This window comes from Ruegeria sp. AA3 (assembly GCF_056542905.1).
In genome coordinates this window covers 103,646-127,905 of record NZ_JBQGAQ010000013.1, presented here as the reverse complement: position 1 = coordinate 127,905, position 24,260 = coordinate 103,646, and the positions used below count along the sequence as shown (strand labels likewise).

At 53.3% G+C, this 24,260-nt stretch carries 24 protein-coding genes and 1 pseudogene; 7 read left to right on the top strand and 18 right to left on the bottom strand.

The genetic code is table 11. From position 1 onward, the window contains the following. Positions 1-95: 95 nt before the first annotated feature. Positions 96-854, top strand: coding sequence for an SDR family NAD(P)-dependent oxidoreductase (locus ACR0JR_RS19225; protein ID WP_480457537.1), 759 nt, complete (start codon positions 96-98; stop codon positions 852-854). Between the two features lie 79 nt (positions 855-933). Next, positions 934-1,419 carry a MaoC family dehydratase gene (locus ACR0JR_RS19220; protein ID WP_480457536.1) on the top strand — a complete coding sequence of 162 codons (486 nt, stop codon included), beginning with the start codon at positions 934-936 and terminating at the stop codon, positions 1,417-1,419. A gap of 669 nt (positions 1,420-2,088) precedes the next feature. Here ACR0JR_RS19220 and ACR0JR_RS19215 read toward each other — a convergent pair. Both ACR0JR_RS19215 and ACR0JR_RS19210 read right to left on the bottom strand, forming a co-directional pair. Next, on the bottom strand, positions 2,089-2,823 hold the full coding sequence (locus ACR0JR_RS19215; RefSeq protein WP_480457535.1) for an SDR family NAD(P)-dependent oxidoreductase: 735 nt from the start codon (positions 2,821-2,823) through the stop codon (positions 2,089-2,091). A 5-nt stretch (positions 2,824-2,828) separates the two neighbouring features. After that, positions 2,829-3,359, bottom strand: a complete 531-nt coding sequence (locus tag ACR0JR_RS19210) for a 2,4'-dihydroxyacetophenone dioxygenase family protein (RefSeq protein WP_480457533.1) — start codon at positions 3,357-3,359, stop codon at positions 2,829-2,831. 991 nt (positions 3,360-4,350) lie between these two features. On the opposite strand from ACR0JR_RS19210, the gene ACR0JR_RS19205 reads away from it, so the two are divergent. Together ACR0JR_RS19205 and ACR0JR_RS19200 are read left to right on the top strand one after the other, a co-directional pair. Beyond that, a complete protein-coding gene (locus tag ACR0JR_RS19205) occupies positions 4,351-5,226 on the top strand; it encodes a hypothetical protein (protein WP_480457531.1) in 876 nt (291 codons plus the stop codon). Beyond that, a complete protein-coding gene (locus tag ACR0JR_RS19200) occupies positions 5,216-5,887 on the top strand; it encodes a hypothetical protein (RefSeq protein ID WP_480457530.1) in 672 nt (223 codons plus the stop codon). The genes ACR0JR_RS19205 and ACR0JR_RS19200 overlap by 11 nt, the downstream gene beginning before the upstream one ends. 443 nt (positions 5,888-6,330) lie before the next feature. Here the strand turns inward: ACR0JR_RS19200 and ACR0JR_RS19195 are convergent, their stop codons facing one another. From ACR0JR_RS19195 to ACR0JR_RS19160, 8 genes and pseudogenes are all read right to left on the bottom strand, one after another. Next, positions 6,331-6,456, bottom strand: coding sequence for a hypothetical protein (locus ACR0JR_RS19195; RefSeq protein ID WP_480457566.1), 126 nt, complete (start codon positions 6,454-6,456; stop codon positions 6,331-6,333). Between the two features lie 245 nt (positions 6,457-6,701). Continuing rightward, positions 6,702-7,547: pseudogene (gene ypfJ / locus ACR0JR_RS19190) on the bottom strand (KPN_02809 family neutral zinc metallopeptidase). Between the two features lie 188 nt (positions 7,548-7,735). Beyond that, positions 7,736-7,921, bottom strand: a complete 186-nt coding sequence (locus ACR0JR_RS19185) for a hypothetical protein (RefSeq protein ID WP_170425145.1) — start codon at positions 7,919-7,921, stop codon at positions 7,736-7,738. Between the two features lie 26 nt (positions 7,922-7,947). Further along, complete coding sequence (locus ACR0JR_RS19180; protein ID WP_480457528.1) at positions 7,948-8,958, bottom strand: HupE/UreJ family protein; 1,011 nt, start codon at positions 8,956-8,958, stop codon at positions 7,948-7,950. Then, positions 8,955-9,869 carry a peptidyl-prolyl cis-trans isomerase gene (locus ACR0JR_RS19175; RefSeq protein WP_480457527.1) on the bottom strand — a complete coding sequence of 305 codons (915 nt, stop codon included), beginning with the start codon at positions 9,867-9,869 and terminating at the stop codon, positions 8,955-8,957. Before ACR0JR_RS19175 ends, ACR0JR_RS19180 begins: the two co-directional genes overlap by 4 nt. Further along, on the bottom strand, positions 9,811-10,662 hold the full coding sequence (locus ACR0JR_RS19170; protein ID WP_480457525.1) for a hypothetical protein: 852 nt from the start codon (positions 10,660-10,662) through the stop codon (positions 9,811-9,813). The genes ACR0JR_RS19175 and ACR0JR_RS19170 overlap by 59 nt, the downstream gene beginning before the upstream one ends. Positions 10,663-10,679: 17 nt before the next feature. Continuing rightward, positions 10,680-11,672, bottom strand: coding sequence for a SphA family protein (locus ACR0JR_RS19165; RefSeq protein WP_480457564.1), 993 nt, complete (start codon positions 11,670-11,672; stop codon positions 10,680-10,682). An 86-nt stretch (positions 11,673-11,758) separates the two neighbouring features. Further along, positions 11,759-13,693 carry a DUF3604 domain-containing protein gene (locus ACR0JR_RS19160; RefSeq protein WP_480457524.1) on the bottom strand — a complete coding sequence of 645 codons (1,935 nt, stop codon included), beginning with the start codon at positions 13,691-13,693 and terminating at the stop codon, positions 11,759-11,761. A 190-nt stretch (positions 13,694-13,883) separates the two neighbouring features. Here ACR0JR_RS19160 and ACR0JR_RS19155 point away from each other — a divergent pair, with 190 nt between their 5' ends. Together ACR0JR_RS19155 and ACR0JR_RS19150 are read left to right on the top strand one after the other, a co-directional pair. Then, positions 13,884-14,507, top strand: coding sequence for a Crp/Fnr family transcriptional regulator (locus ACR0JR_RS19155; protein ID WP_480457522.1), 624 nt, complete (start codon positions 13,884-13,886; stop codon positions 14,505-14,507). 4 nt (positions 14,508-14,511) lie between these two features. Further along, positions 14,512-15,636 carry a hypothetical protein gene (locus ACR0JR_RS19150; protein WP_480457521.1) on the top strand — a complete coding sequence of 375 codons (1,125 nt, stop codon included), beginning with the start codon at positions 14,512-14,514 and terminating at the stop codon, positions 15,634-15,636. Positions 15,637-15,718: 82 nt separating this feature from the next. On the opposite strand, the gene ACR0JR_RS19145 is transcribed toward ACR0JR_RS19150, so the two are convergent. Next, positions 15,719-15,898, bottom strand: coding sequence for a hypothetical protein (locus tag ACR0JR_RS19145; protein WP_480457519.1), 180 nt, complete (start codon positions 15,896-15,898; stop codon positions 15,719-15,721). Positions 15,899-15,952: 54 nt separating this feature from the next. Continuing rightward, positions 15,953-16,759 (bottom strand): class I SAM-dependent methyltransferase, encoded by an 807-nt coding sequence (locus ACR0JR_RS19140; RefSeq protein ID WP_480457517.1) that lies wholly within the window; start codon positions 16,757-16,759, stop codon positions 15,953-15,955. 142 nt (positions 16,760-16,901) lie between these two features. Here ACR0JR_RS19140 and ACR0JR_RS19135 point away from each other — a divergent pair, with 142 nt between their 5' ends. Beyond that, positions 16,902-17,609: a winged helix-turn-helix transcriptional regulator gene (locus tag ACR0JR_RS19135; RefSeq protein ID WP_480457516.1), complete on the top strand. Its 708-nt coding sequence runs from the start codon at positions 16,902-16,904 to the stop codon at positions 17,607-17,609. Positions 17,610-17,692: 83 nt separating this feature from the next. On the opposite strand, the gene ACR0JR_RS19130 is transcribed toward ACR0JR_RS19135, so the two are convergent. From ACR0JR_RS19130 to ACR0JR_RS19105, 6 genes are all read right to left on the bottom strand, one after another. After that, the gene (locus ACR0JR_RS19130) at positions 17,693-18,499 is read right to left on the bottom strand and encodes a class I SAM-dependent methyltransferase (RefSeq protein ID WP_480457515.1); all 807 of its coding nucleotides are present in this window, start codon (positions 18,497-18,499) and stop codon (positions 17,693-17,695) included. Between the two features lie 333 nt (positions 18,500-18,832). After that, positions 18,833-19,756 (bottom strand): LysR substrate-binding domain-containing protein, encoded by a 924-nt coding sequence (locus ACR0JR_RS19125; RefSeq protein WP_480457513.1) that lies wholly within the window; start codon positions 19,754-19,756, stop codon positions 18,833-18,835. Positions 19,757-19,974: 218 nt separating this feature from the next. Continuing rightward, the gene (locus ACR0JR_RS19120) at positions 19,975-20,229 is read right to left on the bottom strand and encodes a hypothetical protein (RefSeq protein ID WP_480457512.1); all 255 of its coding nucleotides are present in this window, start codon (positions 20,227-20,229) and stop codon (positions 19,975-19,977) included. A 182-nt stretch (positions 20,230-20,411) separates the two neighbouring features. Continuing rightward, positions 20,412-20,984: a carboxymuconolactone decarboxylase family protein gene (locus ACR0JR_RS19115; RefSeq protein WP_480457510.1), complete on the bottom strand. Its 573-nt coding sequence runs from the start codon at positions 20,982-20,984 to the stop codon at positions 20,412-20,414. A gap of 265 nt (positions 20,985-21,249) precedes the next feature. Further along, positions 21,250-22,434: an alpha/beta hydrolase gene (locus ACR0JR_RS19110; protein ID WP_480457509.1), complete on the bottom strand. Its 1,185-nt coding sequence runs from the start codon at positions 22,432-22,434 to the stop codon at positions 21,250-21,252. A gap of 580 nt (positions 22,435-23,014) precedes the next feature. Further along, positions 23,015-24,214 carry a M20 aminoacylase family protein gene (locus tag ACR0JR_RS19105; protein ID WP_480457508.1) on the bottom strand — a complete coding sequence of 400 codons (1,200 nt, stop codon included), beginning with the start codon at positions 24,212-24,214 and terminating at the stop codon, positions 23,015-23,017. Between the last annotated feature and the right edge of the window lie 46 nt (positions 24,215-24,260).

Here is a 24,260-nt window from a genome sequence, read left to right as displayed (position 1 = left end):
TTGGATTGGTTAAATCCGGTACCTATGACTATCCGGTAAAACGGATCTAATCTGGTACATTACCTGAGTGAATTGGGGTTTAGCGTAGGTGAGAAATGGATATTGCAGGCAGCGTGGCTTTGGTGAGCGGTGGCAGTGGTGGACTTGGAACTCGGATCTGCCAGTTGCTCGCCGACCATGGCGTAAAGGTGATCGTTGGATACCAAAGCGGCGCACACCGGGCGCAAACTGTCTGCGAGAGCATCACTGACCAGGGCCAACTGGCGAAAGCGGTTAAGATTGATCATTGCAACCCTGCGTCTGTTTCCAAGTGTGTTGATGACGTTGTCGGCACGTTTGGCAGTTTGGATATTCTGGTCAACAATGCCGGCATGGCATCCGGTGGACATGAACTTCCTCATGGTGACCTCGAAGCTTTGACGCCAGAAATCTGGATAGAACTGCTGAACGTCAATCTAAACGGGCCGTATTACTTGACCAGAGCGGCTGCACCATTTCTTCGCGCATCCCAATGGGGTCGGGTGATCAATCTTTCATCCACAATTGGGCACGGAGTTTGGGGCGCTGCAGCAGCCTACGCTCCCAGCAAGGCAGCCGTGGCGCCACTTACCCGGTTTTTGGCGGCGGCGCTGGCTCCGGAGGTCACCGTAAATTGCATTTCTCCAGGTTTAATGGAGGGTACACAAATGTCCGGGGGCGCTCCGGATGAGTTCGTTTCAAGCTGGCGCGATAAATCGATTTTAGGCACGACGACATCCATCAACGACGTCGCCCAACAGGTTTTAACTTTTTGCAAGAGCCCATCCGTCACAGGGCAAACGGTGGTTATTGATGGCGGGATTCACTTCGACTGAAGTCAGCTTTCGAGTCTCTTTACGCCTAAGAAGTAGAATTCGCCTAACATGGCTGGCAGATGGTGGATAAGTGTTCTCGTTGACGGGCAACTCCACTGCTGACTATGATTTTGGAATGACCAGCGGCAAGTATTTTGACGATCTGACAGTTGGAGATACCTTCGAAACCGGCGGGATTACTCTCACCGAGGGCGCGATTATTGACTTTGCACTTACGCATGATCCTCAGCCCTTTCACGTGGACAAAGTAGCAGCAACAAAGTCGATCTTCGGCGGGATCATTGCCAGCGGCTTTCAAACCATTGCACTCACCTTCCGACTATTTCGTGACACCGGTGTGCTCACCGACACCAACTTAGGCGGCCATGGTATGGACGAAGTGCGGTGGCTCGCTCCTGTGTTTCCTGGTGACACGCTCCGCGCTCGGGTTGCTGTCGAGATACTAACCCCTTCACGCTCCAAGCCCGATCGGGGAACGGTACGCTTCCGTTATCGAACGTTTAACCAGGATGATGTCGAGGTGCTCAATTTGGTCATGGACCACGTAATGGCGCGGCGTACATAAGTCTTGTTGCCTTTATGTTGCGGTAGGTGGGTTCCAAACTTTTTGTGGCTCCTGATGTCGGCCCATTGCGGACCTTGAGCACATCGTTTGATTTCTGCCGTCGCGCCCGCATTTAAGACATTCGCCGCAGGTGCAACAATTTGAGACTATTGAACCGCAACGAACCTGTCGTTCACATCGTCTGTGCCAATTGCTGCTTCCAACATAGTTCCTCAATCACCCTAAATTGTCCCAATGGCGCTGACGTCAGACAAGTCCAGGCACACGCCAAACCGATCAGTCCGCCCCCCGTTTTGAACAGCTGTCATAAAAGCGTTGGATGGCGTCAACCGTGTGCTCAAGATCACGGAGCCCGAGATGCGCATGCTGCATCACATGACCGGATCGCACACGATATTGATTGTACTCAATCTCGTTCCTGCAACCGGTTGCGCGATGAAATGCACTGTCTCCAACAGCCCAACAGGACACCAAGTTTCTTGCCAATGCACAGCAGATTTGCGCCTTTTGGCAAATCCTGTTCCGGGAGAAGCTCGGCGCGTTCGATTTTTTTAACGGGCTCGCTCCGAGGGTCAGGATGACGAAATCAGGACAATTGACAAGTTCGTGCTGCCAGCACAATCCCGGCCCCCTCGGCGGGGCCGGGCATGAAGTTGCGAATGTGGGCCATCAGTAAGTTGCCCTGCCGCCAGAGAGATCAAAAACCGCGCCCGAGTTAAACGTGCAGTCCTCGGAACTGAGCCACATCACCATCCGCGCGGCTTCTTCGACCCAACCCAGCCGTTTCATCGGCGATTTGTCGATCATGATCTGGACAAATTCTGGCGTCATCTGGTCCAGAATTGCGGTCTTGATTGCGGCAGGGGCGATGCAGTTTACGCGAATATCGGTCTGCGCCAGCTCTTTCGCGAGCGATTTGGTAAAGCCGATCACACCCGCCTTGGACGCAGAATAGGCCGACGCATTTGGCGTACCTTCCTTCCCGGCCAGCGAGGCCATGTTGACGATGCGGCCAAACCCGCGTTCTTGCATGACTGGCACGATCGCATGAGCCAGATAAAAGGTGCCGGTCAGGTTCACTTCGACGACACGCGCCCATGTGGCGGGGTCACTCTCGATCACCGGCAGGGTTGGCCCGGCAAAGCCTGCATTGTGAGACAAAAAATCGATGCCGCCAAAGGCCGCGCGGGTTTCTGCAACCGCTTCGTTAATCTGCTCGGGTTTGCTTATGTCCACTTTGCACGTGATGGACCCGACTGGCGCATCTGCGGGCTCGGCCATGTCCCAGATGGCAACGTTTGCACCCGCCGCAGCGTAGTGGCGGGCGATCTCTGCACCGATCCCAGCCGCACCACCGGTGATGACAGCGGTGCGACTTGCGAAGTCATAAGTTACGTTGCTCATAGACCTTACCGGATAAAATTCTTCACGTAATCAGCGCCAAGGCCGACTTTTTCAAAATGCGCCCGGCACATGTCAATCTTGGTGAACACGTCCTCGTAGCCAAGATGATTTCCGTCGGGATCGCAGTAATACATTACTCCGTTCACCTGAAAATAGGTGATCATTTCCTCGACATCTTCCGGCACAACCAAGGTGTGGGTTTCGCCCGGAGGCTCGTAAACGTAAGAGCCTTCGGTGGCCTCCCAGTCGTGCTCCAGATAATGCCAGCGTCCTTTCAGCACAAAGCCGTGCACTGGATTCGGGTGGCGGTGACGAGACAAAACACCTGCCTTTGTCACCTTGAGCAGGTTCATCCAATATCCCTGACTGACATTCAGACAGAGCGGGCGGAAGAAAACTGTTTCGGTCTGTTGGACCCACATCCGGGGGTCGTCTTCGGCCAGCGCATTTGGCACTACGATCTCGGGCAGCGCGTCCTGTGGCGTGGGGTGCTTGTATGGCACCATTGGGTTTTCGTCGATCTCAGACAGTGGCATTTCGCTTCCCTTGCTTTCAGACGGCGGCATTGCCGCCATCACGGTTTAAAGAAGTTTTAACAAAAATGTACCGGGGATGTCCGGCCCATTCCTGCCTTTCACCAACCGGTCAAGATACTGCGGTCGCAGCCCGCTTAGCGGTCATTAGCTGCAAGCGCGATTTCCGAGCCTCGCCGAACTCACACATCGCGGAGATAGTGTTGAAAAACTCCAATTTTGGCGGAAGGCGTTAAAAAATCCGGCCGTTGAAAGTCGGCTGCAAATTTTAGCTAGGGGGTCGGCCAATGCAAGGCATTGCCGTCGTGTCGCGCGCTCATGGCCTTCTCCGTTCAAACTAGGGCAACTTTTCAGGCGCGATGGAATTTGGCGAGAAAATGCAATGATCGGAATTTTCGAGTTTTTCAACACTATCCGGACAAAACGAACGTTCGGTCATTGTCACGAAGTCCACACCCGTCCCGAAGCGGACGTTCATAACTAAGCACTGCAAACTAAGGGGCGCGGACCACGCGTGCACAAAGTGTACTTTTCTCAAAATCCGAGTGATGCAAGAAACCACTCTCGACCACCTGATCCCCATTGATTTCGTCTACAATCATCGCTTGTTGTTTTTGATCTTAGCCCGCACAGTCAAAGTTAGTCCGGCCACGGACGCGGCTGCTCCAATTAGCGTAGCGGTGTCGATTAGGTCCAAGTGCTGCAAATGAATTACAATCATCGAGTTCAACTCAGCCAGCATCTTCATGTTTCATCCTTCTCTCAAAATCATGGAGGGAAAGCTTGCATCTGAATGGTTCGGCTACCATGACCCGAGAGTTGGTGAAAACCACCTGCCGGTGCGAATATCAGGTTTTGGGTGCGACCTGTCTTTGAAGTTGATTGTCATACGGTAAGGTTAGCTTGCACGGAACAGTAATTAACCAACGGTAGGAACGGCATGCTTAGCGTATCAAAGTCAACGATAGCAGCGGCCTACGATTCATGGGCAAAGATGCCGGAATCGAAACAAGGCAAGCCTGGCGGGATAGATGAGCTCACGTGGTTTCACAGGTGCATCAAGAGGCAGCTTAGTCGGCAAGGTGTGGACGAAGAACCAACATTTCTTCCTCGTGCAAAGACAACATTGTCAGGTTGGAGGAGGTCAAACTCTAAACAAATGATAAGCCAGTCAGGTTGCCAAGCCATTTATCAAGTATGCAAATACGACGTGTCACCCGCAAAAATATTCTCAACGCAAACAAACTTCACTGATGTTGCATTTCTACGAGGTGAAATTTTAACAAAACGTAAATCTAACCAGATGGATGATGATGGCAACGAAGTTTTTGAAATATGCCTACCTAGGATTTCGTTTCGTCCTAGCCAAGGCATTGAAGTCACAAGTGTTTGGTTGAAACGGCCTGGGGAACGCGGCTGTAAAGATGACCACGTTAGAATAGGTAGGATCGAATGGGGTATATTCCAAGCAAAACTAACAGTCGAGTGCGATGGTATTGTGATACCTTCGATGGAGAGCAGTTCATCGAGTGTCGACGACTTGCGGATCGATGATGATCCTCAAACGCTTGGTCGATGGATTATCTCTGGTCCAGCAGGGCAGCTCTTGCGTGGCGACGTGTATGTTGAGCCATTCGCTGACCTTAAGTGTAAGGAAGGTGAGCTGGTCGAGGTTAAAGTGTCTACGAGTGCCGCCGACATCCAAACACTATTTACCCGCGATGGTGATTGGAATGGTGGTGCAGACGATCAGCATAATGCTCGCAACACTCTTATCTCTAGAGTCCTGCAAGTGTTTACTGACAGTGCGGATACAAATGATGTTCTGCTATGCCAAGCAAAAGTGAGGGCCGCAAGCTTTGAGCAATAGGATTGAGCTGACGGAGATCCAATCTCATATCATAAGGGCTATTGAGGAAGATAGTCTGGAAACTCCCATTAAGTTGATAACTGAGCTTGGGTTTGACAAGAGTTCCTTTTTTAAAGGGTCATGCTTTTCCGGGCTTGATCTACGAAACGACGATTTGAGCGGAGTTAATTTTGACGGAACCAAATTAATAAAATCCAAACTTCTTGAGTCGCAACTCAAGTTTACTCAACAATTCGAAAAAACGACATTCGTTGACTGCGAGTTTTACGCGGATACCAAGGCTGAAGACATGGGTGTACCCCATGAAGAGAGCGACGCTGGACAAGATCAATATGAGCTAGACAACGAGGTCGAGTGGCATCAAACACTAAAAAGGTCGATTGACGAAGCCCAGAATGCTCTCTTCAACCTTGAACAAGCTTGGAATTCAATCGAAGTTGCGTTTGAAGATGATGACCGAATAACTTCTTATGGCGAAGCTATCAAAGAACTAAAACACTTTATATCACGAGAGCCAGAATACCTTGATAGTGACCTAATCCAAATTGCCATGGAAGAAATCAACGCTGCGCCGCTTGACTTGCCCGATAGCGTTTTGGCGTTTGTTATTGCATTAATGTCAGCCTGCGACAATATTCTGGAGGCATTGGATAATGACTGACTCGTAGATTCTTTAATTGCATATAACCGCACATGCAGACAATTGAATTGAAGGTTTTTAATAATGAAGCAGGCATTGGTGGTTACTGCAGCAATGGATGTTTTGGGCTGAGGCTGTGTGAAAACTCTGGCGGTCTAGCAAAATACGACGAAAGCACCCTCTATGTGCATTCTCTGGCGCTTCTGGGAGAGCTTTTGCACAGGTGCTTAAAACGAGCGCGACGAGAGAGCTCGTGGGCCAGAGTTTTCACACAGCCTCGGCTCGGAGCCGACCTCAGAGGCCGCGCAGCATTCCACGAGCTCCGACAAGAGTGGCTGTCAGTCGCGGCCCTGAGCGGACGCTCGAGAGACGGGTATGATGCTGCACTTGCAGTCCGCATAGCTGACATTCGTTGCGCCGCCGTTTAGATGGGATCTCCAAATAAAAATTGGTGAGACAGCTTCCTACAGATCACTTGTTGCAATGATTGCTGCAGCAATCTTGCCAATGCTGGTTTGCGAGCTTTGCGATTTATCCCGCAGGCGCTTGTAGGTTTCCTTTCCATCGATGCCCCGAGTTTCGGACAGGATCGTGACCGCCTGTTAAATCTTGCGACGCGCCTTTAGGTTTTCGTCCAACGAACGAATTCGAGTTTTGAGAATATTCTCGCGTCGGCTTTTCCCGACCGCTTCTGTCAACGCCGCCGACCCTCGCGATGTTGCACTGCGGTTCGACAAAGCAGACAACTACTGCTGCTATCTATTCCGGAATTTAGAGCAAAGCCGGATGGACCAGGAAATTCGTGTCGTGTTGCCCTCGATTTGTTCAATTGGGCTTACAGCCGGTTTGTCGCAAAAGTATCGCAATTGTTTGGATCCCCGGTTTCATATCCCCGATAGAACCAGCTTTGCCGTTGTGCACTGGTGCCGTGCGTAAAACTGTCAGGGACGACGACACCCTGTTAGGCCTGCTGCAGAGCGTCATCTCCGATCGCGGCGGCGGTGTGTAATGCTTCTTCGATATCACCCGGCTCCAATACACCAAACCGTTGATCAACGGCGCGGGCCCAGACACCGAAATAGCAATCGGCCTGCAATTCAACGCGAACGGACAGAGCATTCGCCTGTGCCTGGCTGGACTGGCTTTTGGCTTGGTTCACTTGTTCCAAAACCCCAAGGCTGTGCTGTACGTGATGGGCCACCTCATGGGCGATGACATAGGCTTTGGCAAAATCACCTCGCGCGCCTTGGCGTTTCTCCATCATCCTAAAGAAAGACGTATCGAGATAGACGCGCTGATCGACCGGGCAATAGAATGGACCGGTCGCGGACATGGCACGCCCACACGCCGACTGAGTTCTGCCTGCAAACAGGACCAGTACCGGAGGCATGTATTGAATACCTGAGTCTCTGAATATCTCGCCCCAGATCGCTTCGGTATCTGCAAGGACGACGGCCACAAACTCTTCGGTTTCATCGTCAACCTGCACCGGCGCGTTCGCTTGCGGAGGAGCAACCTGACCTCCGCCACTCAGAAACGGCGTGATATCAACACCAAAAAGCAGGCCGATCACGAGGACAACAATCAATCCGGCACCGCCCACACCAGCACGAGATACGCCACGGGGTGCGTGGCGTCGGTCGTCGATGTTTTTGCTTGTACGTCGTCCTTTCCAACGCATGTGGCCTCCAACCCTTCGGGGCGTTGTAAAAGCTAATTCTGACGGTTCCCCGGTCTACGAGGTTTGAACGGGGAACCGATCCGGACTGCCAGAACCTGAGAAAGTGACGCCGATTTCATTAGGACGATACCGGGTGTCACTTTGCCACCACTCACGTTTCAGTCAGAATTCTGGCGCGCCCGAATTCCTCAACCGTCGATACCTGCGGTATCGCGCGCAGTCTCAGCCGGTGTGCACCGGTTGCTGACACCTATGGTTGCTTGCTGGACCTGACGTTTTGCGGCTTTTTCGGGCGTGCAGTCCGGGTCCACTACGTCACAGCCGCTGATCGCGAATACTGCAACAACCATCGCACCCCCCAGTATCTTACTCACTGTCTATTCTCCTTTTCTGTGTTGAATCAAAATCCGGCCAAACGCTCGGCCAGCCAAAACGCGGCAATGCATCCGATAGGATATCCGAGGAAACGGCGCGACGGCCCCGGCGCGAGGGACCAGCCCCAGACGATTTGCGCGGTCTTTTTCAGCACCACGAACAGGCCCAGCACGGCAAAGATGAACGCCAGTTGCCCCGCCTCGACCCCGAGATTAAAGGCCAGCAAAGCTGCAGGGATGTCCTGTTCAGGCAGACCAATCTCGGCCAGCGCACCGGCAAAGCCCAAGCCATGCAACAGGCCGAACCCAAAGGAAATCACCCAGGGGAACCGGCTCGCCAGTGTCTTTGGTTTATCGTCGGAGCGTAGCACCTCGGTGGCCAGAAAGACGATTGACAGGGCAATTACGGCCTCAACCGGGGGGCCGGGTACGTTCAACACACCGAACGTGGCCAGACCCAGCGTGATTGAATGCGCGACGGTAAAGGCGGTTATCGCCCAGATCAACTGGCGCAGGTTGCGGATCAGCACCAGCAGGGCAAAGACAAATAGCAGGTGATCCCAGCCTTCCAGGATATGTTCGAACCCCAACACGCCGTATTGCCAGAGCGTCTGAACCAGCCCCTGTTGCGCAGGCAGCGTGACAGCAGGCGCATCCGGCGTCAGGCGGAAGGTGGCCATGTTCACCGTGTCTAGATACCCCACTCGCAGCAAGACGTCCGTGCGCTGCGCTTCCAACCTGTCAATCTGGATCGTATTGCCGCGCAGGTCTTCGGTGCAGGTCATGCGCCAGATCTGTATCCAGGCGCGACCGTCAAAGACAGGGGCTTCGAAAGTGGGCGCGCTACAGACATCAGGAAGCGCAACGTCAATATCCATCGGCGCGCCCCGAACGTCCGGCTTGCGCCAAAAGACATGCCAGTCAGTATCGGTTTCCTGCGAGATCTCCAGATAACCGGGTTCCAATGCATGGGCGTAGACAAATGCAGGCATCAGAAGCGCCGCCAATACCGCAAAACGAGGGAGCAGACGCCTCATGATTCACCCGCAGACTGCGCTGTTTCGATGCGTTCCTGAACCGTGTAGGTAGATCGCAGATTGTCGACGAATGTTTGCGTTGTCTTTTGGGTCTGTTCTTCCTGCCAGTCCGCAAGCACGCGATAACGAATGGCGCCCAACGGCGGCAGAGCCTCCTCCCATAGGTTGTCCAATCTTACCAGATGCAGTCCGAAAGACGATTGAACGGGCCCGCTCCATTCACCCAGCGGCAATTGCTGTACCTGCTCGAAGAATCCTGCCCCGAAGTTTCCGTCAACTGAGGTGCGGACACTCAGGCCGAACCCGGAAGGTAGCAGCGACGCCTGCCCCAACTGTCGATGATCCGCCCCTTCGGCCAAACGCTTTTGGATATCCGCCACAAACGTATCGTTCAGGCTCTGCCCCAGATAGACAAGACTGACCGCGACACGGGGCGGGGTAGAAAACCTTTCGGAATTTTCCGACAAATAAGTTTGTAATACCGCGTCTTCTGGGCGCGCATTACGCGCCTGAGAAGCCAATAGGAACTTCATCTTCTGAACCAGCCGGTTGCGGATGATTTCATCATGATCATCCAGCCCCAGCGCCATCGCTTCACGCACCAGAACTTCCCGGTTCAGCCAACCTTCTTTGAGCTGTCCCAACTCATCAGCATCCGGAAGACGCCGCCATGTGTCTTCGAACTGGCTGGTTAGAAGATCAATCTGCTGTTGGTCGACAACGATAACCCGCATATCTGGTTCCGCGCTCCATTCCGCAGGTTGCGCCAGCTTGAACCAGCCAAAGATCGCAACGCTGAGAAGCGTGAATTGGACAAAGGGTTCCGTTGCAAGGCGGCGGAACAAGCTTTGTTTACCCTTCGACGGCTCTGGCTCGCGCGGAGAGTTCGTTGTGCGCCAGTGTACGTTCATGAGAGACCCATCCATGTTTTCGGTAACCTTTGGGCACCAACAGCTTCAGCGTAAAACTGACTGTGTCGGCGACCGAGATCGTGTTATCGTCAAAGTTGTGTTCGTAGGACAAGGACCATTGCCAAGGCAGACCTCCGCCCTTGTCGAGCTTGGACACCTTGACCCCCAGCGGCAGGCTGTTGAAATCGTCGGCCTCCCAATCATAGACAATCACCATCTCAGATGTTCCGGCGGACCAGCCATTGCCAAGGTTGTAGTTGAAAACCGGTTGGATTGTGGACAGGTCGACAGCCGGACGGACGTCATCTCCGGCGACGGTGAAAAGGTTCTGGTTGAAAAACCCACAGAGCCCCCATTTTTCCTGTTTCGCAAAGCCTGCAGCTGGCCCCAGAGCCCATTTTTCAGCGCTCAACCCGTCTTCACCGGTGGGCAACAAAGCCACCGCGCCAACGCCGAAACGACCCCAGCGTCGATCAAAGGTCATGAGGTCAAACATTGTTGTGTCGCTCAGCCCCGACTGCCCGGTGGCGCTGTCCGTCACATATGGCAGTGTAAACCGCGCAATGTGGTTGCTTTGCCCCAACGTGAACGGGATCGCTGCGCGGAATTGCAACAGGCTGCTGTCTTCGGGCGAGTTGTGCAAGTTGAACGAGTGAAAGCCCTGCAACTGAAACGACATGATCGACGCCGTCGGATCGTTGGCAGCGGTTTGCAGCGATTCCGAGTTGTCCTCCCCCCGAACAGCAATCGGGCTCAGTACGCCAACAACAATCGCCGGCAGGATTGTCTTCATTCTCACCGTCTCGCAAGTCAGAATGCGAGCGAAATCTGAGCGGTCAGTATGTCGCTTTCCAGTCGCCGTTTCGCTGAGAACTCACGGGTGTATTTCAACTTGAGAGATGCATCGGCCCCAAACAGTGTTCCTCCCGAATATGTTACGACCGGTCCAAGTGCGCTGACCCTCGCTTTCAGGCTGCTGGCACCCAGAGCGGCTTTCAATGCATCGGCCCCTCTGCCGCTGTCGTCTTTCCACTGCTGGTATGTGTAGCCTGTCAAGCCAACCCCCCAACCTGATCGAAATCTTTGCATAACCGTCCCCTCCAACTGAAATGCAGGTGCAGTTTGAAAGTCAGTGGCTTGGTTCTTTGTGCTGAACAGCAGGCTGGCAGCGCCCGATACTTCAAAGCCTGTGCTTTGGTTTGTGTAGGTTGCGGCGACTGTGGGCATGAAACTCCAGACATTTTTGCCGTTCGACAGAACGTCCAGTGACCGGCCACTGATGTTCACCGTCGCTGTCTCGTAATTTCCAGTCGGAGCAAATACGGTCAAACCCGCACTGTAGTGCATGTTGCCTCGGTGCCATCCGAGAAGACCGGTCAGACCGATGTCTCCGATACCGAAGGAATCGTCCTCGATCTGGCGACCTGCAATCGGGCCAGCTACGGCCGATATGTTAATGTTCGTGTCCGGAAAAGGGATGGCAAGGTTAAGTGCTGGTGTCGCCCCCCAAAGCGTCGCGTCAAATGACTGAGTGATGCTCAACCGGTACAAGTTTACGGAAACATCCGCGTTGCCACGAACTGGCAGGCCACCGATCGACAAGCCCTCGACGCTTCCTTCCAAATGGTCGTAAGTGAAAGCGACATAAGTTCCCGGCGGCGGAACCACCGCAGCAAAAGTGTCGCGCGACCCGAGGAAATAGGCACCTATTCCACCTTCTACGGCTTGTGCAGGTTCGGAGGACAACATGCCCAACGTCGCAAGGCCAACAGAAGATAGCGCGGACCAAGGATTGAATTTCATTTTCGTCACGTTGTCACCTCGTTCGTTGATGCACGCTACCTGCGGGCATCCTCCAATAGAGTGTTAAAGGATTGAAAAGTCGCTATTTAAGACCGTGGCGTGTACCAGATCGGCGAAGTATAGGCGCGATCCTGAATGACTTCCGGTGCACCTTCCGGCAGCTCCACTCCAAAGAACTTGCGATCAAAAGTAGTCCAGCGCGGCGTTGGGATTTCCAAAACCCGGACGTAGTAGAACGCGCTTTGAGAGGAGTCGAAGTCCGGGTCTTCCCAGTAGCCGCCCAAGATCGCCTGACCGATATCGTTGGTATACGTGGCTTCCTGCGCGTTAACGGTATTGCCGACCAAACCGTCGCAAACGCCTTCGATCAACTCGCGGCCTCCGCACGAGATGTCATAGACTTTCTCGGACGTGGTGCCATCGGCGTTCAGCCAGCCCTTGATGATTTGAACCCGATCCAGATTAGCCCCGTCCGGGTCGCGCAGGGCGCGTACAAGAAATCGCGGCGCACGGCCTTCACTCATTCCCAGATCACCCCCCATAGGTACGCCATTGGCGTAGCCATGCGCCGCGAAGTCCGACCGAGGGAGGTCGGATTCTTCGAAATCATAGCCAGCAAAAACACGAACCCGGATGCGTGTCCCGGTAGTGGCATAAACCTCCCGGCGCATCATCGCGTCAAAAATATCTTCACGGGTGTTTTCCTTTGCCCATACAGCCGCCAATCCTGAAGCTGACGTTTGCCAGGCGCGGACCACGTTTTCGGGCGCCCCAAGCCGCCCAGCAATTGGTTCTTCGAACCGAATGGGGTCTGCGGTCGGTTCCAACTGAGCCACTTTACCAAAAAAATTGTTTTCGCGCGTGGTTGATAACGAGGTGTGTGCGTCGGTTGATCCAATCATGCCGAATTTGAAGGGGTTTGTTCCAAGTTTTTCTTCATATGCCAAACCACGAGCCAACGCCGGACGTGCATATTCGTTAGGCAGCATTTCAGGCGTCTTAGCATCGGCCCCCATATTGGACGTGTCCCAGGTTTCGAAATCAGCAAATTCATCATCCGGGGACAGCATCGGGTGCGCCTCGCCGTCGCCCTTCATCTGGGTGACTTCATACAATGGTTCCCACCGAGCGCGGCGCTTGGCGTAGGCGCTGTCAATCGGCCTGTCAGAGCCATAGTACGTGTCATCGAACATTTGCCCGTTTGACACATTCCCGTTGTGAGGTATGGCCAGAACTTTCCCACCGGTTTCCGCTTCAAGTTCCTCTAACCACGCCCACAGTGCTTCTGGGTTCGGATCCGGATCAGAGGACGGCGGGACTCGTGTGTTGGCAACGTCTTTGCCATCGCGGAACAACACGACGCGATGCAGGTTGTCACCGCCCGGTGTCGATGACCACTCAAAACCGATCATTGCCGTGAACAAACCTGGCTCATTGGCTGCTTCAGCGGCATCAATAATTTCCTCCCAGGGCTGCTTTGAAAACTCTGGGTTGTCGGAGAATGGGTTTTCATTGGCCATGCGCGCACCGGCCCAAAGGTTCCAGGCCTCGCCTGCGGCTTCAGCCGTACCTTCTTTCACGTAACCATGCAGTTGACGCCCGAATTCATTCTCCAGAATAAGCGGGTCGTCTCGTTTTATCATCGGGGCAACACCAAGCCCTTCGGCGTGGTCGGTAACAGCCAGCCAATCCAACGGTCTGATGAGTCGGGCCGGTACGCCCATTGAGGATGTCACGACCTCGCCTTTTGCAAACCTGTAGGCATCAGCCGGGCCAAGGTTATTCCCGATCATTCCGGCATCCGGTGAATAGGACGTGTGTAAATGGGCATCGCCGAACAGAACTTGATTTGGAAATTCTTCTGTTGGGAAAGGCGAATATTCACGGTCACCCGGGTTCCACGGAGGCGCATCCTGAGCGAATGCCGAGTGTGCTAAAGTGGCTGCGACACATACTAAAATCGCGTGGCTCAATGCGGAGGTTGAGAATAGGAGCCCAAGTGACTTTTGAACGGAATACATCTTTAGCGTCCCCATAATATTGTTTATTATCAGGTGGTTATTGTGTTGTCACGCGCATGTTATTACGCAAAACTAACAGAACGGTTTGCCAAATACTTTCCCATATGGGGTAATTGAGATGAAGAAATCCAAAGCTCAGCCTTTTCCTGTTTTTTCCTCGGCCTGGCTTCGTGGTGTTTCCGGAGAAAGTTTGGAGAAACTCAAACAGATTTCGGAAATCGTCGATTACAAAAACAAGGAAACGATTTACGCAATTGGCGGGCCGCAGAACTTTCTCTACGGTACTGTCTCTGGAAAGGTTCAGGTTCGCCTTGCCCTGACTGAAATGGAACCGGTCCTGGGCCATATCCACCACCCCGGTGCCTGGTTCGGAGAATCAGAGTTGTTGCTGGGCGTTGACGGTCTGGTGGAGATGAAGGCCGCAGGCGATGTCAGATTGGTCAGGATCACCTATTCCCGGTTTCGGCCACTGGCAAATGCACGGCCAGATCTGTGGGAGGCATTTGCCCGACTTACTTCGATGAACCAATTGCTGGCCATGTCCGCGGCCAATGATCTTGCACAGCGAACCACCCGCAAACGCATCGCTGCCGCCCTTCTGCGATTGGGTGGGTGGCGCGGCGCATTGCAGGGGGCCGAAGCCACAGATACCGTCGTTGCCAGCCAACAGGAACTTGCGGATCTGTCAAATATCGCTCTGTCGAAGATCTCCGTCTATTTAGGAGAAATGGCAGACGAAGGCCTGATACGTCTGGAATATGGGCGCACCGTCTTGGTCGATTTGGACGGGCTGCGACGTGTGGTTGAGGAGTAGAGTGATGCGTGCTGGTTCCCATCATATCCGCAGCCATTTTTGGAAACGCTTGTGTCCGTCCATTTCAAGGGTTTTCTTGGTTTTTTCGATCTTGTGTCTTGGACTATTCGGCCTGCGTCCGGCGCTGGCATGTCAGGTTTGCATTACGCTGCCCGAGGCCTCACTTGCGGATCATTTGATTACGGCCGACGTCGCCGTCATTGCAGGACCGGCGCAGAATAACCCGTTCAAATTTGCCCCGCGTCAGATCATTAAGGGCAAATCGGACAATCTGGAGAGATTTCCTGAAATTCCTTTCTTGGTCGACAACACAACCCGAGCTGCCTTCCGCGCTGATCCCGAGATGGCAGTTCTGCTGACCTACGGAACCGTTGCCAAGGATGGTGCCGGTCGTAGTTTTTCACGCAAGTGGACAAGGATATTCACGCTGACCCCCGAGCGTGAAAAATTCCTGGACGCGCTTTGGACCGAAGCAGAGCTATGGCAGGACCGCGCAACGGCGTCCGATGCGCGTGTTGCGTTTTTTTCACGATACCTTTCGCACGAAGATCGGGCGCTAAAGGACACCGCCCTGATCGAAATTGATCGCGCACCTTACGGCAGTATTCAGATGTTACGCAACACGGTTGCCGCCGACGAGCTATTGCGTGAGTTTGACAGCCGCGCGCGGATAAGCTTCGTGCCGGTTGCGATCCGACTGCTGGGCCTGCAGGACGAGGATGACAAAGCCAGACAAATTGTCCGATCAAGATATCCCAGGTCGGTTCTTCAAAGCTCGGGATATGCGTATGATTGGGCTCTGGCTGGGATTTCTGTCGATGGGCCAGACGCGGTCATAGTTATCGACGCCGCGTTAGGGTCGGCAAACCTCAGAAAGGAACATAAGCGATCCCTCATTCTTGCCCTGGCTGACTCAGGTACGGTGTCGCCTGCACTCAGAGATCAAATCATCAGGATTTTTTGCCGCGAGTTGGAGCACGATAGCTCGTCGGCTTTGAATATTGCGATTGCTATGCGCAATTGGAATGATAGGCGCTTGGACAACCAGCTTGCGAATTTGCTTCAAAACGAACGCTTGGACCCAGTGACGCAGTTTGTCATCCAAACCAAAATCGCTTCAAAAGACTGAAGGGTGCAAAGAAGCTGTATTGAACTCAGTTGCCGCTTAACATTTCGTTTGCATCGAGAATGATTGCCTTCGGCGGCAGACATCAGCTGTTCGTAATTGCTGTAAACGACGGTTTCGCCCATTCCCACGCGTATCGAACGGCCCAAACCTGCCATTGAGCAAAATCCGAGATCGCTGCAATGCGCCCGCCAAAGCCGCCATTCGCCGCAGCTGCAAACATGGGTGTCTGGCGAACCAACGGTCTGCGGGACAAAGCGGTCATTGCTCCGGAGTTCTGCAACGGCCGCTTTTGAGGGTTAGGTTTTTCGCGCCAAGCCTATGCGTTTAGTGACTTGGCCAGAACCACCTTAAAGGTGGCACCGAATTCAATCCGACCATCTGCTTTTCGGAATGGCGCAATAGCCGAACGATGCGCTTCATCCACCGCATCCTTACCCACCAAGCTAATTGCTTTGGCTGCAACGCCAGACGCAGCAAGACCCGCGAGTGCCGCCGGTTCATCGGGATACGACCAGGGGCTGTCGATATCGAATACATCGTGTGCTTCAAACCCACCTTTCTTGACGAACCGACGGAGAACATTGTCATCAGACAAAGCAAATGGGCCTGGTGCGTTGGGTGGCGGCGGCGGCAAGAGCGGCTTCAAAACTGTCACTACCTCAGCTGCTTCCATGCCTTCCGGGTCACCCCAAGTCGCGATGGCTATTGTGCCACCTGGTGCAAGGACGCGTTTCACCTCTGACAAAGCTTCGGCGACATCCCCGGCATATTGGATTGCGTTGAAACTTGTCACCAGATCAAAGCTCCCATCTGGAAATGGGAGCCGCTGCAAATCTCCTACGTTAAAGTCCGCTGCCGGTAACCGAGACTGGGCAATATCGATCAAGGCACTTGATGCATCGAGCCCGGTCACAACCGCGCCCAGTGCGCTTGCCTTTGCTGCCGCCATTCCTGCCCCGCAGCCGATATCAAGATATCTGGTCCCCTCGCTCACGCCAGTTCGCTCAAGAACCGCATCAAATACAGGAGCGATTGAGGCTTCCTGGTACTTTGCCCAATCTTGCGCCCGGTGGCCCCACAACTCTCCGTTTGTGACCCCTGTCATGGTATTGTTCTGTGTCATCGTTTTCTCCTCACCTTGCGATGACCAACACAACCATGGCGCAGTTCTGCTAGCGTAGTGCGTGGAAAGTACTGATGCTGGTACTTCAGACGTACTAGCCCAAGTGCCTTCGTCGGGTATGATGGGTGGTGAGGAGTTTCTTATGAACGTCAAACCATACGGCCTTCTGTGTCCGATTTCCCGTGCCAGCCAATTGCTGGAACCTCGATGGACTATTCCAATTTTGACGGAGATTTGGGCTGGAGCGACCAGATTCAACACATTGCGACGACGCCTCGGCAGCATCTCCCCCGGCGTACTTTCACGGCGACTTTCGGAGATGGAGCACAATGGTCTGGTTGAGCGTGTCGAAGACAAAGCAACGGGTGCCGTGGACTATTTCCGTACGCCGAAGTCCGAAGCGTTGGAACCTGTCATCAAAGCGCTCGGGGTCTGGGCACAGCAGAACATTGAGGCAGAGGTTGCGCTCGCTGGAACACTTGCCTCACCTATGATGTGGAAGTGTCAAAGCGTGCTTCAGGTAGATGCTCTGCCTGACAAGCGATCCGTGATCCGATTTCATTTCAGGGATGAGCCAACGGACTACGACACATTTTGGTTTCTGGCCCAGCGAGGAGCGCCTCCTGAACTTTGCGTTCACGATCCTGATCTGGATGTTGACCTGTATGTGGAAACTACGTTGGTCGCGATGGGCGGCATCATCATGGGGCGAACGACGTTGGCAAAGGAGACGGAACTGGGTTCCTTCTTTCTGAGTGGTGATCCGCGACTGGCGAGGACATTTCAAAACTGGCTGCCCCCCGCACCTTACGCGAAGGTTCCTGACATCCTCCCACTGCGACTGGAGTGAGAAAACCGGACATTCGCTGAGCCCGCCGCACTTGGCAGGTTTGGGCTCATTGCTGCCAATCAAACGAAACCAGTATGTTCCAGCTAAACTGACTTACGAGCAGTCATAATGTAAGCGGTTGTTGGGAATACGGCAGTTCCATTAGGCGTAGCGTATTTTCCTAGTTTAGGTTCGGCCTCAATCAACACTTCCGAAACCTTCTCCTCGCTAAGATGTATATCGAACAGCGGTAACCATCCGCGAAGCTCAACTTCCACCATGGTTCGAGTGCTGGGAAAATTTGCGCATTCGGTTTTTGTTTCAAAATCAATATCTTCAAAGCCGGAAAGTGATAATAGTTCAGCAACCTGATCCGGGTTTCCTAAACAGAACGGCAACCTGACAGCATCCCCTGCTGCAGAAGATACGTGTTCATCCAATACCGAAACAATGTCGCCATACGCGGGGTTCTGATCAATGGAATGCCAGGCCGCTATGGCCAGTCTCCCACCCGGTTTGATCACCCGAAACATTTCATTGGCTGCTTTCTGGCGGTCCTGAAAGAACATGACGCCAAACTGAGAAACAACACACTCGAATGAATCATTATCAAATGGCAGTTCCTCAGCAGTGCCCAAAACCCATTCGATTTTGGATTCAACTTCTCCTGCAGCAGCAATCATTCCGGGAGCTGGATCAAGACCAACCACGCGCCCTTTCTGGCCAGCACGCGCGAGTGCATCTCTTGTAAGCGCACCCGAGCCGCAGGCAATGTCCAAAACATGGTCGCCGTCATTGACACCTACTCCATTTACTAGGTGCTTGGTCCAAGGGGCAAAAAGAGCTGGGACGAAAAGAGTTTCATATCCGCGGCCAGCCTCAAGTTGTTCTTGGGTTGCTTCAACCGCCATTGGTTTGCCTCCATACTAGAGTTTTCCTGCCCTATTATATCACGATGTTTTTCCTGCTTTGATAAATCCTTCGGGTGGACACAAATGATATCCGCTTCGGGCTCCGAGCGGACCTCGGAGCAGACGCTGTATTTGCCCCTTCCCCGCTTGTCACGACCTAACCATCGGCCCTTTCCTGCCGTTCATCGTGTCAGACTACGCCGCAGTGCAGCTTCACCGAACCCAACATTCGCTGCGTCCGCGAAAATGCTGTGTTGCCCGAGGCGAGGAGTGCGGACGAAAGCCGCATTTGAGGGCCATCGGTTAAATGACTGCTTTCGGTTTGCATGAGCACTACCCATGCAAGAATTGTTCAGCAGCAAACCGGTCCGCCTCTGCAATCTCGTAGGCCCATGATCGAAAAGCCTCAACCTTGGGAGAGTGCCATTTGTGACGTCCGGCAAGGAGGCAGATGTCACCGTCAGACGATTTGCACACCATGTCCGGAAACGGGGCAACCAACGTTCCCGATTGCAATTCTTCGCGACACAGTACGAGGTCGGCCATCACAACTCCAACACCCATGACCGCCGCTTTGGTTGCGATGTCAATGTTGGGAAAATCCTGACCTTTAGCCGGGTCTACGCCTACGTCCCGGAAAGCACCGACCCATGTCTTCCAGTCGGAGTGACTTCTTGTTTCGTGCAGCAATTCACAGTCGGCAAGCGCCTCAGGAGATTTCAGCGACTTATTGCGACGATAGTCCGGCGTACAGGCCGGGGTGAGAATGATCGGAAAAAGCGTCTGCACCTCAAGATCATGCGAGCGGTTCGACAAGTTGGATATAGAGAAACCTATATCAGCATTGATTGGGTCGAAGCCGCCATCTGGATAAAAATCCGTTGTCAGACTCACATTGAACTCTGGATGAGCTTCTCTGAAGCCTTCCAATTTTGGCAGCAGCCACCTGATTGACGTCCCCGGCGGGCAAACGATGCGCAACTCATTAGCATCCGCGGAAACTTCTTCCGCTGCGCGCCCGATCATGCCAAAAGCTTCCGATATAGTGGGCAGAAACGCGGTGCCCGCTGGCGTCAACCGGACGCCCTGAGCCAGCCGCTCAAAGAGCTGAACGCCCATATGGTCTTCCAATAGCTTGACGTGCCGACTGATCGCGCCTCGCGTCACATTGAGCTCTTCGCTTGCACCCACAAAACCGCGGTGACGTGCTGCGGCTTCAAAGGCCCTGAGGGCGTTAAGTGGTGGTAGTCTTGTCATCTATAAGGCTCATTTTTTTTAATCCTTTGGATGCAAAAGCTTGGTTTGCTTGAAAGTCTCCACTCGCGGTATCCCTCAGTCAAGCTAGAAAGCATGAGGAAAATTATATGTTAACCGGTCTGCTCGGGAATGGTTCGTCGATTAGGAAAGTCACGGATATTTTGGCTGCGTGCAAAAAATTTATGCCTATGTCACGGGTAGAAACACCTGACGCGCGGCTACAAAAGCAACTGGAGCATCTTGCCCTGAGCGCCCCGCACATGCTGGCGGACATAGGGTTTGAGCGCGACGTCGAAGCGAGTTCCAGCGAAAAGGCAGTGTGGCGCCGGGGCGCTCACAGCGTGATCATCTTTAGCCCCATACATGCCTCCGCCTTCATTTGAAGTCTTTTCAAGCAAACGAACAGAAAGTTTTGCGCCAATGCCATCTCTTGGATGACGTAAAGAACCAGACATTCGAACCGGTTGCAGCATTCAGTAGTTCGGGCTCATCTCGGACCCCGGTGCCGATGCAGCAAAAGCCCCTACTCTGCTACGACTTAACCGAGGGTGCCGACTGGCACCCACCAATTGGTTAACCTCGGGAGGTGAGGACGCTTCTGCCGCGATATCGGACCAGCCTTTCGGAGCGGTTCGAGAGTTCGAACAACATCAATTCAAGGGATGTCGAGGCCATTCTCCCGTCCGAAATCGGTATAGAAGCTGTCACTGCGGTATCGGTTCAATGTGGCTTCGTCCGCCTGCCTTGGATCGTTGCCAGGGCTTTGAACACCTGTACCTTCTATGAAACGGTTCACAAGATTGAAGACACCGCACACTTGAATAGCATCGAACAGCGCGCTCTCTGACCAGCCTGCCGCGTAGACCGCATTTGCGTCGGCTTCTGTCATTCGGGATGGCGAGACAGTGAGCTTTTCAATGTATGCCAGCAATGGTTTGAGACGATCTTCGACTGGCGCCGTATCGCGGTCTTCCATCAGTGCCTCGATGGTCTCGACCTCAATGCCGTAGGCTTTGGCGAAAACGATGTGCGCCCCATGACAATACGCACATGCATTCAAGCCAGAGACATAGGCTGCGATTAGTTCACGTTCAGCAACCGAGAGATCGCTCTCGCCCCTCATCACAAGGCTTTCGTACGCGCAAAGCGGAGAAAGCTTGTCTGGAAAGGCTTGATAGACACTTCCCAGTGTTGCGTTCTCCGGCAGAGATGGAAACAGGCGTTTCATTTAATTCTCTTTCAATCTTGCCATGGATAACTTTGTCTCAAAGTGAGGAAGCAACGATGTTTACGCAACCTTAAAGCAATTCAGGGTTTCGCGCAGAGATTCTGTTGGAGTACTGCGAACGGCAGGTTTGCCTTACGACACTCCAGCATGTTCGTCGTTTGGTTAAAGGCAATTTCATTTGAGCCATTCTCGTAAATTTGCAAAGTCCGGGTTAGCCCCCAACCGGAGCTTCAAATCCGAGCGTGGCGATTTCCGTGTTGCGGACCTAAGCCGACCTTAGGAAATCGAGCGATTCATGCATAATCGTTTCCCATGCATCTGTTCCTGGCAGAGGCACGTGATTTCTACCTTCAACGATTCTCAACTGTGCATCTCGCAGCAACGATGCCAGCAAGCTAGATTGGCTTATTGGATTGACGGAATCTTCAGTTGTGTGAATCACGAGAACCGGCACCCGTACTTGGTCGAGGATGCTTGATACGTCGAAAGTGTCTATCGAACGCCTTAGTGCGATCGCTGTGTCTGGTGATGCAGAGGCCAACTGCATCCTGCACATGTCATCAATCTGCGCCGCCGATGCATCGGGCATAAATAACGTTGCATAAGCCTTGCCAAATGCACCGCCTGGCTTGCCCCAACCTTCTGATATGAGGTCAAGGAAGGTATCCGCCTGAACAGAATTGGGTTCGGGCTCACGGATGGTGCGGCCCTGAAAAAAACCACCGTACAAGACCATTCGGCTGACGCGATCAGGAAAGGCAGCCGCGAATGCCAGTGACACAGGTACTCCTTGTGACGACGCCCAGATTGGAAAGCGTTCGAGTTCGGCGTCGTCGGCCACTGCAAGCATGTCCTCGACCAGCCGTTCAAGCGCGAAGTCCGTCGCGGAGATTCCCGAAAGCCCGGTCCCCCTCTGATCGTATCGCGTCAGAGAAAAATGTGCGCCAAGGCGATCAAGCGTCGGTCGCCTGACTTCACTCTCCCAATCCATATTCAGATGCGTCAGGAATTGCCCGGCCCTCATCAAAGGCGGACCTTCGCCGCTGGTAGCGTAGGCGATGACAGTGCCATCTGCGGATCGAGCAGCTTTGGTGATCTGGCGATCAGAGCGTGTTGTAGGCGCATCAGGGCCTGTCCACGCGTCGCTGGTGACTTCAACAGAGAACCGATAACCCCGCTTACTCAGCGTTTCGAGCATGCGGTTCGCACGATCGTTGTCGCCAATGGCCCGTCTGACCGCATTGATCCTGGTTGAAATAGTTGAATCTGAGACGATCCTGGCATCCCAGACATATTCAATAAGGTCGTCGCGCGAGACCACTATTCCTGGATTCCGCAAGAAGTAAGCCAACAGGTCGAAAACCTGCGGCTCAAGACGTACGGATTTACCTGACTTCCAAAACATCTGCCGACCAGTATCGACAGCGCAATCTCCGAAAGTGACTTTCATAGACAAAGCATGACTCAATGTGGGCAACCCGGGAAGGAAGAAAAATTTCTCAAGAAAATCTGGATGCTCTCTTCATGTATTCGCCCACCTGTGAAGGCACAGTGTTCACGTCGCAAAAGGAGCAAACACATGCCAATCCCTAATTCTCAAATGCCTGACCTTTGCCAAATCGGCGCAGATTGTGCATTCGGTCGCAGCCAGCAATGCAATTACATATCTACCGCTGTCCGTTCAGTGTTCATTCGACTTCGCCATTTTGCCACAAACACGCAAGACAACAGAACGCAAAAATAGTTTCCGAAATCTCCTTCGCCGCGTCAGCACCAGTGTCTTTTTTGGACTCTCTCCAGACCTCGATGCCATTGCAGCACAGTTCCCTGCTCCGCCGTCAGCTCATTGCGTAGACGGCCCTTACCAGCCATTCGACCAAGGTGGACGTCTCTGCGATGCAGCCCGTCAGATGAGCTATTCGGTGCGACGGCAAATTCTACCTGAGCTTGGAGGTCGGAATCGCGGGACAAAGCTTCAATTCGCGGCGGCGGCACCAATGTCAATTCCGGCAATCGGACTTCCGTGCGGGTCAGATCGCTAACTGTTGCTCAACAATTGTAGCAAAGTACGCGCAGCCATAAGCGAGTGCGTCATCATTGAAATCGAAGGCTGGGTTGTGCAATGCCGCGCTATCTCCGTTGCCGATAAACATGAAATTGCCCGGACGTTGCTCAAGCATGAAAGAAAAATCCTCTCCACCCATGGTTGGCGTTCGGTTGCCGTCAACTGACTCGGAGCCCACCAGTTTGGAGGCTGCATCAATAGCAATGTCGGTTTGTTTCGGGTCGTTTTCCGTCACCGGCAAATCGTCAATGTAATTGAAATCGATATCCGTACCCGTCATGGACGCTACACCCGCGCAAATGTCGTACATCCTTTGTTTGCCCAAAGCACGTGCCTTGCTGGATAGGCTGCGCACGGTCCCTCTGATCTCCGCTGTCTCAGCGATGATGTTATCTGCATTCCCCATGTGGATTTGCGTGATTGAAACGACGTGTTGTGCCGACGCATTTATTGAACGCGACACAATCGTCTGGAAACCTTGGATGATCTGAGCAACGGCAATGGCCGGGTCGTGACCCTCGTGTGGAAAAGCTGCATGGCAGCCTTTTCCAGTTATTTGCACTTCAAATAGGTCCGCAGACCCCATTATGCCACCCGGGCGAGTAGAGAAATGGCCGATGGGCAGACCAGGAGACGTATGAAGCGCAAAAACGCTTTGAATACCAAAACGATTCATCAGACCATCCTGAACCATGGCGAGGCCACCGCCTTCCGCCTCTTCCGCAGGTTGGAAAATTAAAACCGCAGTTCCATTGAAATTACGGGTCTCGCTCAGATAACGAGCAGCGCCCAGCAGCATCGTTGTGTGCCCATCATGTCCGCAGGCATGCATTCGGCCTTCTATTTTTGACGCGTAAGGGAGATTTGTCTGCTCTTGCATGGGCAAAGCGTCCATGTCCGCGCGTAAGCCAATCACTTTGTTGCTTGCTGTACTTTCGCCTTTTATCACGGCAACGACGCCTGTTTTCCCAATACCAGTATAAACTTCGTCGACACCCATCTCATGCAAGCGCTCAGCAACCAAACCGGCGGTTCTATGAACGTCGAATGTGATTTCCGGATGTGCATGAAAGTCGCGACGCCATTCAAATAGTTCAGTTAGTTGCGTGTCAAAAACTTCAGTGTGAACCATTGGTCTGCCCCCAGAAATGACTTTAAACGACATGATGCTACACAAAAGCGATCATGATCAATTGGCGGTTCTTCGTTAG

Bases quoted from the DNA above. Each gene is read 5' to 3' on its own strand.
- ACR0JR_RS19225 (WP_480457537.1), top strand. From the start codon at position 96: ATGGATATTGCAGGCAGCGTGGCTTTGGTGAGCGGTGGCAGTGGTGGA.
- ACR0JR_RS19215 (WP_480457535.1), bottom strand. From the start codon at position 2,823: ATGAGCAACGTAACTTATGACTTCGCAAGTCGCACCGCTGTCATCACC.
- ACR0JR_RS19210 (WP_480457533.1), bottom strand. From the start codon at position 3,359: ATGCCACTGTCTGAGATCGACGAAAACCCAATGGTGCCATACAAGCAC.
- ACR0JR_RS19205 (WP_480457531.1), top strand. From the start codon at position 4,351: ATGCCGGAATCGAAACAAGGCAAGCCTGGCGGGATAGATGAGCTCACG.
- ACR0JR_RS19180 (WP_480457528.1), bottom strand. From the start codon at position 8,958: ATGAGGCGTCTGCTCCCTCGTTTTGCGGTATTGGCGGCGCTTCTGATG.
- ACR0JR_RS19175 (WP_480457527.1), bottom strand. From the start codon at position 9,869: ATGAACGTACACTGGCGCACAACGAACTCTCCGCGCGAGCCAGAGCCG.
- ACR0JR_RS19170 (WP_480457525.1), bottom strand. From the start codon at position 10,662: ATGAAGACAATCCTGCCGGCGATTGTTGTTGGCGTACTGAGCCCGATT.
- ACR0JR_RS19165 (WP_480457564.1), bottom strand. From the start codon at position 11,672: ATGAAATTCAATCCTTGGTCCGCGCTATCTTCTGTTGGCCTTGCGACG.
- ACR0JR_RS19160 (WP_480457524.1), bottom strand. From the start codon at position 13,693: ATGTATTCCGTTCAAAAGTCACTTGGGCTCCTATTCTCAACCTCCGCA.
- ACR0JR_RS19150 (WP_480457521.1), top strand. From the start codon at position 14,512: ATGCGTGCTGGTTCCCATCATATCCGCAGCCATTTTTGGAAACGCTTG.
- ACR0JR_RS19145 (WP_480457519.1), bottom strand. From the start codon at position 15,898: ATGACCGCTTTGTCCCGCAGACCGTTGGTTCGCCAGACACCCATGTTT.
- ACR0JR_RS19140 (WP_480457517.1), bottom strand. From the start codon at position 16,759: ATGACACAGAACAATACCATGACAGGGGTCACAAACGGAGAGTTGTGG.
- ACR0JR_RS19135 (WP_480457516.1), top strand. From the start codon at position 16,902: ATGAACGTCAAACCATACGGCCTTCTGTGTCCGATTTCCCGTGCCAGC.
- ACR0JR_RS19130 (WP_480457515.1), bottom strand. From the start codon at position 18,499: ATGGCGGTTGAAGCAACCCAAGAACAACTTGAGGCTGGCCGCGGATAT.
- ACR0JR_RS19125 (WP_480457513.1), bottom strand. From the start codon at position 19,756: ATGACAAGACTACCACCACTTAACGCCCTCAGGGCCTTTGAAGCCGCA.
- ACR0JR_RS19120 (WP_480457512.1), bottom strand. From the start codon at position 20,229: ATGCTGCAACCGGTTCGAATGTCTGGTTCTTTACGTCATCCAAGAGAT.
- ACR0JR_RS19115 (WP_480457510.1), bottom strand. From the start codon at position 20,984: ATGAAACGCCTGTTTCCATCTCTGCCGGAGAACGCAACACTGGGAAGT.
- ACR0JR_RS19110 (WP_480457509.1), bottom strand. From the start codon at position 22,434: ATGAAAGTCACTTTCGGAGATTGCGCTGTCGATACTGGTCGGCAGATG.
- ACR0JR_RS19105 (WP_480457508.1), bottom strand. From the start codon at position 24,214: ATGTCGTTTAAAGTCATTTCTGGGGGCAGACCAATGGTTCACACTGAA.